Below are 13,232 nucleotides of genomic sequence, written 5' to 3'. Positions count from 1 at the left end.
CCCAGCGGCGGGGCGTTCTTTTTTGTCATTTTTGTATTGCGGAGCGGCCCAAAGGGTATTATAATAATAACACAAACCAAAATATTATGAAAACGGAGGAATCTACCAATGGCTTCCATTACAAAAGATACCATTATCGGCGAAATTCTGGACATGGATCAGACCACGGCGCCCTTCTTCCTGGAGATGGGCATGCATTGCCTGGGCTGCCCCTCTTCGCGCGGGGAGACAGTGGAGCAGGCCTGCATGGTTCACGGCGTGGACGCGGACGAGCTGGTCAAAAAGCTCAACGAGCATTTGGCGAACAAGTGAGAATAGCGAAAGCCACTGCCGCGCGACACCTTCTGCCGGGCGGCAGTGTTTTTTCTAGGGGGTGGTCTTGATGCGGCCGCTGTTTCAGCTGGGGCCCAGGCTGGCCCTGTGCGCCGCCCTGGTGCGCCAGGGCAGCTCTCTGTGCGACGTGGGCACCGATCACGCCTATTTGCCCATTTGGCTTCTCAAAACGGGAAAAATCTCCCGAGCCCTGGCCTGCGATATCAACCCCGGCCCCTTGGAGGCTGCCCGCCGGGATGGGGAGAAGTACGGCGTGGGGGAGGAGCTCTCCTTCCGCCTGTCCGATGGGCTGCGGGCCGTTTCCCCACAGGAGGCGGAGGACACCGTCATCGCGGGCATGGGGGGCGAGCTGATTCTGCGCATCGTGCTGGAGACGCCCTGGCTGCGGGATTCATCCAAGCGCCTGGTGCTCCAGCCCATGAGCTCCGTGCCACAGCTGCGCCGGGGCCTGGCCCAAGGGGGGTTTGCCGTCCTGGAAGAGGAGGCCGTGGTGGACGGGGGCAAGGTCTATTCCGCCTTTGCGGCCCAATACCGGGGCGCTCCTCTGGAGGAAGGTCCCCTGTACCCCTATGTGGGAAAGCTCCGCCCCGGGGCGCCCCATGTGGAGCGGTACGCTCAAAAGGTGCTGCGGGAGCTCTCCGCCCAGCGCCAGGGCGCCCTGCACACGGGCCGGGAGGCAGAGGCAGCCCGCCTGGAGAAGCTCCTGGCACAGATTCAAACGGCATATCTGCCCCAGGCTTGAGCCCCCTTTGAGAAGGGGAACAGGGTGCGGTCCCACACTTCTCAAATGGAAAAGGAGAACCTGCTTATGGCAAGGATTTGTGACATCTACGACATCATCGACGCGGTGGCGCCCTTTTCCACCGCCTTGGATTTTGACAATTCCGGACTGCTGGTGGGGGATGGCAACACCGTGGTGACGCGGGCCCTGCTGGCACTGGACATCACCCCCGCTGTGGTGGAGGAGGCCGCTTCCATGAACGCCAACTTGATCCTCGCCCACCATCCGGTGATCTTCCATCCACTGAAAGCGCTGGGCCCCCAAGACGTGGCCTATCAGCTGGCCAGCCGGGGCATTGCCGCCCTGTGCTGCCACACCAACCTGGACCTTTCCCCCATCTGCGGGGTGAACGTGGCCCTGGGCAGCAAGCTGGGGCTGCGCAGCGTCCGGCGGGAGGATGTGTTTGGCGAGGAGTGCGTGCTCTACTCCGGAGAGCTGGAAGAGGCCCTGGAGCCAGAGGCTTTCGCGGCTTTGGTAAAGGAGAAGCTCTCCGCCCCGGCGGTGAAGTTCTGCCCCGGGGACCGGCCGGTGCAGCGTGTGTTTTTCTGCAGCGGTGCCGGCGGGGAGAATGTCCCCCTGGCGGCCTGCCGGGGGGCGGACGCCTACCTCACCGGGGAGATGAAGCACCACGAACAGCTGGAGGCCGCCCGCTCCCGGCTGACCTGCGTGGCCGCGGGCCACTATGAGACCGAGCGGGTTTTTGGAGAGTTTTTGGCCTCCTATTTGAAAAAACGGGTGCCGGATACGGCTTTCCTGCTTTCCCAGGCGGATCAGCCCCCTCTGCGGGCCCTGTAATACATATTTCAGAAAGGACAACCATACCTATGGCATTGGACGGCGCGTTTTTAAGACATATCAAAGGGGAGCTGGAGGCAAGCCTTTTGGGGGCCCGGGTGGACAAAGTCCACCAGCCCAACCGGGAGGAGCTGCTCATCGCGTTCCGCACCCGGGAGGCGGCGTATAAGGTGCTGTTCTCCGCCCGGGCCAACTCCGCCCGGGTGCACTTCACCGCCATCCCCCTGGAAAACCCTAAGCAGCCGCCCATGCTGTGCATGCTGCTGCGGAAGAAACTTCAGGGAGCCCGGCTTACGGCCATCCGCCAGCCGGAGCTGGAGCGCTTGCTCCACTTCGACTTCGACGCCATCAACGAGCTGGGGGACCACGTCACCCTCACCTTGACCATGGAGGTGATGGGCCGGTACAGCAACATCATTCTCTCCGATGAAAACGGCAAGATTATCGACGCCCTCAAGCGGGTGGACGCGGAAATGTCCTCTCAGCGGCTGGTGCTGCCGGGGCTTTCCTACCGGCTGCCCCCTCCCCAGGACAAGCTGTGCCCTCTGTCCGCCACCTCCCAGCAGGTGGTGGAGTCCCTAAAGGCCCTGCCCCGGGACATGGAGCTCTCCAAGGGGTATCTATCCGTGTTGCAGGGGCTTTCCCCCATTGTCTGCCGGGAGCTGGCCCATCAGGTGGGCCGGGGCCGGGAGCTGACGGTGAAAACCTTGGACGAAGAGCAGCTTTTCCGGGCGGGATTCTTCTTCCAGCAGCTGAAGGAAACCATCCAGCAGGCCTCCGGCCGGCCCTACATGGCGGTCAGCCCCCAGGGCAAGCCCATGGATTTCGCCTTCATGGACATCCACCAATACGGCTCCTCCGCCGTGGTGAAGGAGGGGGAGAGCTTCTCCGCCCTGTTAGATGATTTTTACCGGGAGCGGGATAAGCAGGAGCGCATGCGGGTGCGGGAGCAGGACCTGCTGCGGCTGCTATCCACTCATTCAGAGCGGCTGTCCCGGAAGATTGGCTTCCAGCGGGGAGAGCTGGAGCAGTGCGCCGGGCGGGATTCCCTGCGGGTGGCGGGGGACTTAATCAGCGCCCATATGTACCAGTTGGAGAAGGGCCAGGAGTGGGTGGACCTGCCCAACTTTTACGAGGAGGGCAGCCCCCTGGTGCACATCAAACTGGACCCAGCCCTGACCCCCTCTCAGAACGCCCAGAAATACTACAAGGAATACCGCAAGGCCAAGACCGCCGAGGAAAAGCTCACCGAGCAGATCGACCTGGCGGGCAAGGAGCTGGAGTACTTAGAGAGCGTGTTGGACGCCCTGGCCCGGGCCGAGACCGAGCGGGACCTTTCGGAGATCCGGGCGGAGCTGCAGGAGCAGGGCTATCTCAAGCGGCTGCGCAGCAAGAAAGAGAAGCCCGCGGCGGCCGGCGCGCCCATGAAGTTCACCACCTCCGACGGCTTCACGGTGCTGGTGGGCCGGAACAACCGGCAGAACGACCGCCTCACCCTGAAGACCGCCAATAACAATGATATTTGGTTCCATACGAAAAATATCCCCGGCTCCCACACGGTGCTGGTCACAGAGGGGAGAAAGCCCACGGAGACGGCTATGGAAGAGGCTGCCCAGCTGGCGGCCCAGCACAGCCGCGCCAAGGACTCTGCCCAGGTGCCGGTGGATTACACCCAAATCCGCAACGTATCCAAGCCCCAAGGGGCCAAGCCGGGTATGGTAATTTATGTAAACTACAAAACCCTCTATGTGACCCCGGAAAGGGCTGAATCCATAGGGGGATAGAAGGGACGGCTCTGTGTCCCCGGCAATCCCGCCAAGGGGAAAGGGCTGCTCAAGCGCACAGCGCGCAGTGTTCAGAAAGGAGAGGGTCGCTTTGGTGGCAAAGAGAGTGGTGCTTACCAACCGGGAAGGGCTGCATGTACGCCCAGCAGGTCTGTTTTCCAACGAAATGCAGAAGTACATAGCCGATGTATGGGTCTGCCGTGAAGAGGCGGTTGTCAGCGGGAAGAGCATCATGAACCTGATCGCCGCGGGCATCCAGCAGGGAGATGAGATCGAGATCCGCTGCTCGGGCCCCGACGAAGAGGAAGCTCTTTCCCGGGCGGTGGAGCTGGTGGAGTCCGGCTTGGGAGAGCAGGGAGGTGGCCGGCTGTGAGCGGCGAACGCGTGCTTTATGGCGTGGCGGGGTCACCGGGCATTGGAATGGGCCACGCCCTGGTTTACCGGGAAAAGCCGATGGGCAGCCTGGAGCGGGAGGTCACCGACGTAAAGCTGGAGCTGGAGCGCTACCACAACGCGGTGGAGACCTTCTGCCGCGTCACAGAAGCCAAGGCCGACCGGGTGGCGGAAATGGCGGGCAAGGAGCAGGGGGATATTATCCGCTGCCAATCTGCCATGATACGGGACCCCTATTTGAACGGCCAAGTGGAAGGGCGCATCGCCTCCCGGCAGTCGGCTGAAGAGGCTCTCTCCGCCTCTTGCGACCTGTTTATTGACCTGTTTACCGCCTCCGATGACGAGGTCACCCGCCAGCGGGCGGCCGATGTGCGGGATTTGCGGGGGGCTATGCTCCGGCTGTTGCTGGGCCTGCCCGAGACAGATTTTTCCGCCTTGAAGCCGGGCACCGTGCTGCTGGCGGAGGAACTCTCCCCTTCGGCAGTGTCGGTGCTCAACTCCGCCAACGTGGCGGGCATTGTGCTGGGCAAGGGCGGCCCCACATCCCACAGCGCCATTCTCGCCAGGGCCCTGGAGATCCCCGCGGTGCTGGGCGTGGAAGACCGCGTGCTGGACACCGCCCCCGGCGAGGAGGTCATTGTGGACGGGAACCGGGGCTGCGCGGTGTTTTCCCCCGGCCAGGTAATGCGCTCTGTCTATGAGAGCCGCCAGCGGGAGTTCTTGCAGCTGCGGGCCTCCCTGCGGGAGTTTGTGGGACGGCAGACTGTCACCGCCGAGGGGCAGAGGATTCACCTGTTTGCCAACGCTGGCAGCGTGGCGGATGCCTCGCGGGCGGCGGGTTATGGTTGCGACGGCATTGGCCTGGTGCGCACAGAGTTCCTGTATCTGGACCGCACCTCCCAGCCGGGGGAAGAGGAGCAGTTCCACGCCTACCGGCAGATACTGAGCGCTATGCGGGATAAGCCGGTGATTATCCGCACCCTGGATGTGGGCGGCGACAAGGAGCTGCCCTATTTGGACCAGCCCCAGGAGGAAAACCCCTTCCTGGGCTGCCGGGGCCTGCGTTTCTCCCTGCGGGAGGAGGATATGTTCCGGGTGCACCTGCGTGCCGTGCTGCGTGCCAGCGCCTATGGAAAGGCCCAGCTGCTGCTGCCCATGGTGACCGGTGTGGAGGAGATCCGCCGCGCCCGGGAGATTCTGGAGGAGGAGAAAGAAGTCCTGCGCCGCCGCCGCGTTGCCTTTGATGAGCACCTGCCCATGGGCGCGATGGTGGAGACCGTTGCGGCCTGCCTGGTGGCAGAGGCCATGGCCAAAGAGGTGGACTTCTTCAGCATTGGCACCAACGACTTGACCCAGTACATCCTGGGGGTGGACCGGGGCAATGCCCGGGTGGCCCACCTGTACTCCTATTTCCACCCGGCTGTGCTGCGCCAGGTGCGCCAAGTGCTGGAGGCCGCTCGGAATACGGGCACGCCGGTGGGCATGTGCGGCGAGGCCGCCGCGGACACCGCCCTCACCCCGGTGCTGCTCACCTTTGGCCTGGAGCACTTCAGCGTGGCGCCTGTGTCCCTGCTGCCGGTGCGCAAGGCCATCTCCCTGTGGAATAGGGAGGAGGCCCGTGCTGTTACGGAAGAGGCCCTGGCCTTGGATACGGAGGAAGAGGTCCGCCAGTATTTAAAGTCACGGGAAAAGCGGTAGCGCCAAAGGGGACTAGGGAAAATAAAACCAGCGGAAGGCAGGAATGGAAATTGCGCGGTTTCAAAAAGGATCGGTTTTTGCGGCGGGTGGCGGTCATGTGCCTGGGCATCCTCGTCATGGGGGTGGGGATCGGGCTTTTCAAAGTCTCTCTCATGGGAAACGATCCCTCTACCGCCCTTGGAATCGCTGTAGGGGATTGGATGGGCATTGACTTTTCCGTCACCCTCATTGCCATGAACTGCCTTTACTTTGTGATAGAGCTCCTCTTTGCCCGGGACATGGTGGGCATTGGTACGGTGGTGAACTGGTTCCTTGTGGGCCCCATCGCCTCCTTTTTTGAGAAGCTGTTCCTAGGGGCTTGGGGGCAGCCGCAGGGCTTTCCTCAAAAGCTGCTCCTGCTGGGGGCGGGCGTGTTGATCCTCAGCTTTTCCTGCGCTCTCTATCAAACCGCGGATGTGGGGATTTCCCCCTATGATTCCCTCTCCCTGCTCTTGGCCCGAAAGCTGCCCATCCAGTATTTTTGGTGCCGTATCTTCACCGACGCCGTCTGCGTGGGGGCCGCCTTCCTGCTGGGCGGGCTCATCGGGTTGGGCACCTTGGTTTGCGCCCTTGCCCTGGGGCCCTTTGTGGCATTCTTTACCAAGCGCGCGGCGGTCTACCTGGTCTATGGCAAGAAGGCTGCTGCGCCCCGCGGGGCCGGAACGGCCTGAACATTTTCAAAAAGAGGCTCCCGTCCCTGGCGCGCTGCCGGGCGGGAGCCTCGCTTCTGTCAGCGGAGCTCTTTTTTAATTTTGTTCAGGGCGCCTTTTTCCAGCCGGGAGACCTGGGCTTGGGAAATGCCAATCACCCCTGCCACCTCCATCTGGGTCTTGCCCTCTAAAAACCGCAGGGAGAGGATGCGCTTTTCCCGTTGGCTTAGGTTTTGGATGGCCTGCTTGACGGCGATCTCCTCCAGCCAGTCCCCATCGCCGGAGTGGTCGCCCACCTGGTCCATCAGGTAGATGGCGTCGCCTCCATGGTCGAATACTGGCTCGTAGAGGGAAACGGGTTCTACAATGGCCTCTAGGGCCAGCACTACGTCCTCCCGCCGCATGGAGAGCGCCTGGGCAATCTCCTCGATGGAGGGTTCCCGGTTTTTTTCGGCGGTCAGCCGCTCCTTGCACTGGATGGCTTTGTAAGCCGTGTCCCGCAGGGAACGGCTTACCCGCACGGAGTTGTTGTCCCGCAGAAACCGCCGCACCTCCCCAATGATCATGGGAACCCCATAGGTGGAGAATTGTACCCCCTGCTCCACGTCAAAGTGGTCGATGGCCTTGATAAGCCCAATGCATCCCACTTGGAACAGGTCGTCCGGGTTCTCCCCCCGGTTTCCGAACCGCTGGATGACGGAGAGCACCAGCCGCAGGTTCCCGTAGATCAGGGCCTCTCGGGCAGCGCTGTCCCCGTTGCGGCTTTTGACGAGCAGCTCCCGTGTCTCCTCGCTTTTCAGAACCTTCAGCCGCGCGGTGTTTATCCCGCAGATCTCCACTTTCCCCTGCATAAAAAAGACCACCTCCGTTTGTTTCTTCCGAAGGTAGTCTTTGCGCTTTTTGCCAGGTTTAATCAATAAGAGAACGCCTCTTCCGCGCCGCTGTGGCAGGGGAGAGGCGTTCCATATAGGCTTTGGCTTATAAATCCCGGCCGCAGCACTTTTTATATTTTTTTCCGCTGCCACAGGGGCAGGGGTCGTTGCGGCCCACCTTGGGCCCCTTTACCACGGTTTTAGAGAGCTTCTGCTCCTTGTACAGCTCCTTGCGGCGCTCCTCCGGGATGAGGTCCTCCCACTGGGGCAGGGTGTACAGCCACTGGGCTTTGGCTTCCACCATGTTCTTGTAGAGCAGCTCCTTGTCGTAGTTCAGGTTGACCTCTGTGTCCTCCTCCAGGGCCTCCAAAGGGTTTTTCTCCTTCAGGCTGTCGTTGATGCCGTCCAGAAAGGCCACCATTGTCATCAGGTCCACGCCGTACTTTTCCGCGTAGCCCTTTACGGTGTTCTTCCGGGGCTTGCTGGCCAGGATTCTCTCATAGATGGACTTTTCCGTCTCGAAATAGCCCTTCCAGAAGCTCCGGCCCCCATCCGGGGCATTTTGCTTTTCCTGGGCAAATTTCTCCCACTGCTGCAGCAGCGCCATGTGCGTCTCTCCTCATCTTTCCGGGGTTTTCCCGTTGTTTCAGCGTCTCATCTTACCATGTTTTCCAGGCTCTGTCAATGGCTGTGCATTGGGCGGTCCCCCGCTTTTCCCCGGCGGGGTTTTGTGGTATACTACAGGTAAGAAACGTAAAGAAACCAGAAAGGAGTGCCCCCGTGATGACCCCTGTGATCTTTCAGCTGCCTGCCCCTGTGGGGGAGGTCTTGGCCCGGTTAGCGGCCGCCGGCTTTGAGGCCTGGTGTGTGGGGGGCTGCGTTCGGGACACCCTTCTGGGAAAGCGCCCCTTCGACTGGGACGTGGCCACCAGCGCCCGGCCGGAGGAGACCCGTGCTGTCTTTGCTGGGGAGCGCCTGGTGGAAGTGGGGGCAGCCCACGGCACCATTGCCCTGGTGCCCCCAGAGGGCCATCCCATTGAGATCACCACCTTCCGCAGCGATGGGGAGTACACAGATGCCCGCCATCCGGATTCCGTCACCTTTTCCCGCCGCCTGGAGGATGACCTCTCCCGCCGGGACTTCACAGTCAACGCGATGGCATACCACCCGGACCGAGGTCTGGTGGACCTGTTCCACGGCCGGGAAGACTTGGAGCAGGGCTTGCTCCGCTGTGTAGGGGACCCGGCCCGCCGTTTCCAGGAGGATGCCCTGCGCATCCTGCGGTGCCTGCGGTTTGCCTCCCAGCTGGGGTTTGCCATCCAACAGTCCACTGGCGCTGCCCTATGGGAGGAAAAAGGCCGGCTCCAAACCCTCTCTCACGAACGGGTGCGGGAGGAGCTGACAAAGCTCCTCTGCGGGGAAAACGCCGCCCCGGTTTTGCGGGAGTACGCCGGAATCCTCTTCACCCTTCTGCCGGAGCTGGCCCCCATGAAGGGCTGCGCCCAGGAGACCCCTTACCACTGCTTCGACGTGTGGGAGCACACCCTCCACGCCTTGGAGCACGCCCCGGCTGATGCGGCGCTCCGCTGGGCCGCACTCCTCCACGACACGGGCAAGCCTGCCCGAAAGACCTTTTCCCCGGATGGGGTGGCCCACTTTTACGGCCATCCCCCGGAAAGCGGCCGCGTCGCCCGGCGGGTGCTCACACGGCTGCGGTTTTCTAAACGGGAGGCAGAGTGGATCGCCAGCTTGGTCGATCATCACGAGGATCCCATGCCCATGGGGGAGAAGGCGTTAAAGCGCTTACTGGGCCAGCATGGAGAGGCGTTTGTTTTCACTTTGTTCCAACTCCAAGAGGCGGACTTGTCCGCCAAGGCCCCCGGGGTATTCCAGCGCCGCCTGCCGGATTTGGAGGGCAGCCGCGCCCGGGCCCGGGCCATCCTGGAGCGGGGCGACTGCCTCACCCTGGGGGACCTTGCCCTTTCTGGGGAGGATTTGAAAGCCCTGGGCATCCCCCCAGGGCCGGAGATGGGCAGCCTGCTCCGCCGTCTTTTGGACGCCGTCCAAGAGGGAGGGGTTCCCAACCAGGCCGCCGCGCTGGAGCGGCTTGCTTTGTGCCTGTGGAGGGAAGAGGGGTATAAAAAATGATGGCGCCGCCAGGGCATCCCTTGACGGCGCCTGCCTGCGCCCTTATGTAGGGCGCAGGCCAAAACTGATGGAGAGGGCTTGGTCCACCCGGTTCATAGAGTCAGGGTCCAGGCGTCCCATTTTCTCCCGAAGCCGGTGTTTATCCAAAGTGCGCACCTGCTCCAGCAGCACAATAGAGTCCTTCAGCAGGCCGCTGCCCTGGGCGTCCACAGAGATGTGGGTGGGCAGGTCGGCCTTGGATTTTTGGCTGGTGATGGCCGCGGCGATCACCGTGGGGCTGAATTTGTTGCCCACGTCGTTTTGTACAATGAGCACGGGCCGGACTCCGCCTTGCTCTGAGCCAACCACGGGACTCAAATCCGCGTAATAAATCTCCCCTCTGTGTACGATCACGGTTTTCACGCTCCATTTCCATTGTTTGTCTTTTAGTTTTGCCTGGCCGCAGGGCGTTTAATCACCCTGGCGAGGTTTTCCCACGGGACTCATCATTCCCATTGTATTTTCCCGGCAGAAACTTGTGCGGGATGAATGGCGGGCAAAAAAGTTTTTAAAAAATTGAAAAAAGGGGTTGCAATTTACAGAAGCCTGTGGTATTATAATCAAGCGCCAAGCGCGAGAGACAAAAACGCCGGGCCGCGACAAGTGAATATGGGGGTATAGCTCAGCTGGGAGAGCGCTTGAATGGCATTCAAGAGGTCAGCGGTTCGATCCCGCTTATCTCCACCAACAGAAAAGGCTTGAAACATTAGGTTTCAAGCCTTTTTTCGTGTCCGAAAGCCGCAAAATCCCGGTTTTTCCATTGTTCCAGGAAGGCAAAAAAGTGGAATCTGCGTGGAATGAAAGTTTTTTGTGTGGAATCCCCGGCACAGCTGCGCCCCACGGGACAAGAAAAACCGGGGTGCAAAAAATTATTTCTGCCGGGATAACCGCCCGGGTGGGGGCCCGCCACCCACGGGATAAAAATGGTTTCTGATACAGGAATATTCATGGAAGTTTTATTTGGTGACATAGATTACCGTTTGCTTAAAGATTGACATTCAACATAGAGTTGTTTGTAATATACGCACCATGAGGCATCAATTTTTCCACTGACAGTGACATTTTGACCTTCTTCTACACTCTCATCAATACTATTGCCCATGGTACGATCCCCAATTCTAATAACTAAACCATTGTTATATTCCTCATCATAATGACCGAGCTCACTGGTACCATCATAGTCTCCGCCAGTGACATTGATGATATGGCTAGTTCCCCCATCATAATGCTCATGTACGGTAAGGAAGCAAGCAACCGAAAACAATAGATAGACCGCCAGCACTACACTATTCCGAACCAAAGACCAAAAGATAAGCATTTTGAGAAAATCTAAACTTTTGGATTTTCCTACAATGCCGACTACGGCGGAATCCCTCCCACTCCTTATATATTTCTTTCTGTATACATTGAATTTGTATTTAGTAAAATTCAGACAACACCACGGATCGGCTTTTGGCTGGACAATTCCAACCAAACACCGCAGCAGACAGTAGAAACCATTCTGAACGTTAGGAAGCCGGTATGATTGTTACATATAAGGGGAAGAAAAATTTCTTTTAGATACTTGTTTTCCTAAAACTGATGTGATATAATGGGTGTGAAACTAAAGCGTGCTTTGCATGGAGAATATCATATATTCTCTCATGCGATGCAAAGGACGCTTTAGTTTGATTGTACGAAATCGCAAGATTTTCGTGCAAGAAAACGTTAGTTTCACACCCATTGTACGAAAGAGTACCATAGGTGCGATTTCGTACAATAATTCAATTCCAGAAAAGGAGTAAAAAATATGCGGCAAGGTATTCTTAAATAAAACTATAATCAAATAGTGGGAACAAAGGATTATGATAGTCCCTTTTGTAGGGGCTTAGTTTTTTGTACCCAATTTAAGAATACTTTTGCCTTATCAATTTTGACATATCCCCAAAAACAGCACTCACAAACAGGTGTATGCTGTATATGTGTATGTCCGCAAATTATAATCCCCAGTGGTAAAAGTATTTTACTGCTGGGGATTTTTGTGCCCTTTCGGGCTGTAAAAGGAGGACAATCACATGAAAATAATCAATATTGGCATTCTTGCCCATGTAGACGCTGGAAAGACGACCTTGACGGAGAGCCTGCTATATGCCAGCGGAGCCATTTCAGAACCGGGGAGCGTCGAAAAAGGGACAACGAGGACGGACACCTTGTTTTTGGAGCGGCAGCGTGGGATTACCATTCAAGCGGCAGTCACTTCCTTCCAGTGGCACAGATGTAAAGTTAACATTGTGGATACGCCCGGCCACATGGATTTTTTGGCGGAGGTGTACCGCTCTTTGGCTGTTTTAGATGGGGCCATCTTGGTGATCTCCGCGAAAGATGGCGTGCAGGCCCAGACCCGTATTCTGTTCCATGCCCTGCGGAAAATGAACATTCCCACCGTTATCTTTATCAACAAGATCGACCAGGCTGGCGTTGATTTGCAGAGCGTGGTTCAGTCTGTTCGGGATAAGCTCTCCGCCGATATTATCATCAAGCAGACGGTGTCGCTGTCCCCGGAAATAGTCCTGGAGGAAAATACCGACATAGAAGCATGGGATGCGGTCATCGAAAATAACGATGCATTATTGGAAAAGTATATCGCAGGAGAACCAATCAGCCAGGAAAAACTTGCGCGGGAGGAACAGCGGCGGGTTCAAGAAGCCTCCCTGTTTCCGGTCTATCATGGCAGCGCCAAAAAGGGCCTTGGCATTCAACCGTTGATGGATGCGGTGACAGGACTGTTCCAACCGATTGGGGAACAGGGGAGCGCCGCCCTATGCGGCAGCGTTTTCAAGGTTGAGTACACCGATTGCGGCCAGCGGCGTGTCTATCTGCGGCTATACAGCGGAACGCTGCGCCTGCGGGATACGGTGGCCCTGGCCGGGAGAGAAAAGCTGAAAATCACAGAGATGCGTATTCCATCCAAAGGGGAAATTGTTCGGACAGACACCGCTTATCCGGGCGAAATTGTTATCCTTCCCAGCGACAGCGTGAGGTTAAACGATGTATTAGGGGATCAAACCCGGCTCCCTCGTAAAAGGTGGCGCGAGGCCCCCCTCCCCATGCTGCGGACGACGATTGCGCCGAAAACGGCAGCGCAAAGAGAACGGCTGCTGGACGCTCTTACGCAACTTGCGGATACTGACCCGCTTTTGCGCTGCGAAGTGGATTCCATCACCCATGAGATCATTCTTTCTTTTTTGGGCCGGGTGCAGTTGGAGGTCGTTTCCGCTTTGCTGTCGGAAAAATACAAGATTGAAACAGTGGTAAAGGAACCCACCGTCATTTATATGGAGCGGCCGCTCAAAGCAGCCAGCCACACCATCCATATCGAGGTGCCGCCCAACCCGTTTTGGGCATCTATCGGACTGTCTGTTACACCACTCCCGCTTGGCTCCGGCGTACAATACGAGAGCCGGGTTTCGCTGGGATACTTGAACCAGAGTTTTCAAAACGCTGTCAGGGATGGTATCCGTTACGGGCTGGAGCAGGGCTTGTTCGGCTGGAACGTAACGGACTGTAAGATTTGCTTTGAATACGGGCTTTATTACAGTCCAGTCAGCACGCCGGCGGACTTCCGCTCATTGGCCCCGATTGTATTGGAACAGGCATTGAAGGAATCGGGGACGCAGCTGCTGGAACCTTATCTCTCCTTCATCCTCTATGCGCCCCAGGA

General features: G+C 58.5%; 14 protein-coding genes and 1 tRNA gene. 10 read left to right on the top strand and 5 right to left on the bottom strand.

All coding sequences use genetic code 11. From position 1 onward, the window contains the following. The first annotated feature begins 108 nt into the window (after positions 1-108). The 7 genes from ODJ80_RS04070 (at position 109) to ODJ80_RS04040 (ending at position 6,494) form a co-directional block, all read left to right on the top strand. The gene (locus ODJ80_RS04070) at positions 109-312 is read left to right on the top strand and encodes a DUF1858 domain-containing protein (RefSeq protein WP_178864523.1); all 204 of its coding nucleotides are present in this window, start codon (positions 109-111) and stop codon (positions 310-312) included. Between the two features lie 70 nt (positions 313-382). Continuing rightward, positions 383-1,075 carry a class I SAM-dependent methyltransferase gene (locus tag ODJ80_RS04065; protein ID WP_263041038.1) on the top strand — a complete coding sequence of 231 codons (693 nt, stop codon included), beginning with the start codon at positions 383-385 and terminating at the stop codon, positions 1,073-1,075. Between the two features lie 66 nt (positions 1,076-1,141). Continuing rightward, entirely contained in the window at positions 1,142-1,909 is a 768-nt protein-coding gene (locus ODJ80_RS04060; protein WP_263041037.1) for a Nif3-like dinuclear metal center hexameric protein, read from the top strand. Positions 1,910-1,938: 29 nt separating this feature from the next. Continuing rightward, positions 1,939-3,693, top strand: a complete 1,755-nt coding sequence (locus tag ODJ80_RS04055; RefSeq protein ID WP_263041036.1) for an Rqc2 family fibronectin-binding protein — start codon at positions 1,939-1,941, stop codon at positions 3,691-3,693. Between the two features lie 94 nt (positions 3,694-3,787). After that, the gene (locus ODJ80_RS04050) at positions 3,788-4,066 is read left to right on the top strand and encodes an HPr family phosphocarrier protein (RefSeq protein WP_263041035.1); all 279 of its coding nucleotides are present in this window, start codon (positions 3,788-3,790) and stop codon (positions 4,064-4,066) included. Beyond that, complete coding sequence (gene ptsP / locus ODJ80_RS04045; protein WP_178864528.1) at positions 4,063-5,784, top strand: phosphoenolpyruvate--protein phosphotransferase; 1,722 nt, start codon at positions 4,063-4,065, stop codon at positions 5,782-5,784. Before ODJ80_RS04050 ends, ptsP begins: the two co-directional genes overlap by 4 nt. A gap of 50 nt (positions 5,785-5,834) precedes the next feature. After that, positions 5,835-6,494 carry a YczE/YyaS/YitT family protein gene (locus tag ODJ80_RS04040; RefSeq protein ID WP_263041034.1) on the top strand — a complete coding sequence of 220 codons (660 nt, stop codon included), beginning with the start codon at positions 5,835-5,837 and terminating at the stop codon, positions 6,492-6,494. A 59-nt stretch (positions 6,495-6,553) separates the two neighbouring features. Here ODJ80_RS04040 and sigG read toward each other — a convergent pair whose 3' ends face one another. Next, a complete protein-coding gene (sigG, locus tag ODJ80_RS04035) occupies positions 6,554-7,324 on the bottom strand; it encodes an RNA polymerase sporulation sigma factor SigG (RefSeq protein ID WP_178864530.1) in 771 nt (256 codons plus the stop codon). Between the two features lie 127 nt (positions 7,325-7,451). Continuing rightward, positions 7,452-7,952, bottom strand: coding sequence for an SEC-C metal-binding domain-containing protein (locus ODJ80_RS04030; RefSeq protein ID WP_178864531.1), 501 nt, complete (start codon positions 7,950-7,952; stop codon positions 7,452-7,454). A 176-nt stretch (positions 7,953-8,128) separates the two neighbouring features. On the opposite strand from ODJ80_RS04030, the gene ODJ80_RS04025 reads away from it, so the two are divergent. Beyond that, a complete protein-coding gene (locus ODJ80_RS04025; RefSeq protein WP_263041033.1) occupies positions 8,129-9,493 on the top strand; it encodes a CCA tRNA nucleotidyltransferase in 1,365 nt (454 codons plus the stop codon). 42 nt (positions 9,494-9,535) lie between these two features. Here ODJ80_RS04025 and ODJ80_RS04020 read toward each other — a convergent pair whose 3' ends face one another. Then, complete coding sequence (locus ODJ80_RS04020; RefSeq protein WP_178864532.1) at positions 9,536-9,886, bottom strand: type II toxin-antitoxin system PemK/MazF family toxin; 351 nt, start codon at positions 9,884-9,886, stop codon at positions 9,536-9,538. Positions 9,887-10,143: 257 nt separating this feature from the next. On the opposite strand from ODJ80_RS04020, the gene ODJ80_RS04015 reads away from it, so the two are divergent. Beyond that, a tRNA-Ala gene (locus ODJ80_RS04015) sits at positions 10,144-10,219 on the top strand. A 19-nt stretch (positions 10,220-10,238) separates the two neighbouring features. Here the strand turns inward: ODJ80_RS04015 and ODJ80_RS04010 are convergent. Both ODJ80_RS04010 and ODJ80_RS04005 read right to left on the bottom strand, forming a co-directional pair. Beyond that, positions 10,239-10,502, bottom strand: coding sequence for a hypothetical protein (locus tag ODJ80_RS04010; protein ID WP_263041032.1), 264 nt, complete (start codon positions 10,500-10,502; stop codon positions 10,239-10,241). Between the two features lie 3 nt (positions 10,503-10,505). Beyond that, positions 10,506-11,006, bottom strand: a complete 501-nt coding sequence (locus ODJ80_RS04005; protein WP_263041031.1) for a hypothetical protein — start codon at positions 11,004-11,006, stop codon at positions 10,506-10,508. A gap of 580 nt (positions 11,007-11,586) precedes the next feature. Between ODJ80_RS04005 and tet(W) the strand changes: the two genes are divergently transcribed. Next, a partial coding sequence (gene tet(W) / locus ODJ80_RS04000) for a tetracycline resistance ribosomal protection protein Tet(W) (RefSeq protein ID WP_263041030.1) occupies positions 11,587-13,232 on the top strand: 1,646 nt, incomplete at its 3' end.

This window comes from Acutalibacter sp. LFL-21 (genome assembly GCF_025630755.1).
GTDB lineage: Bacteria > Bacillota > Clostridia > Oscillospirales > Acutalibacteraceae > Acutalibacter > Acutalibacter stercoravium.
Note: the sequence above shows the minus strand (reverse complement) of the source record. Positions and strands in the feature narration are given on the sequence as shown.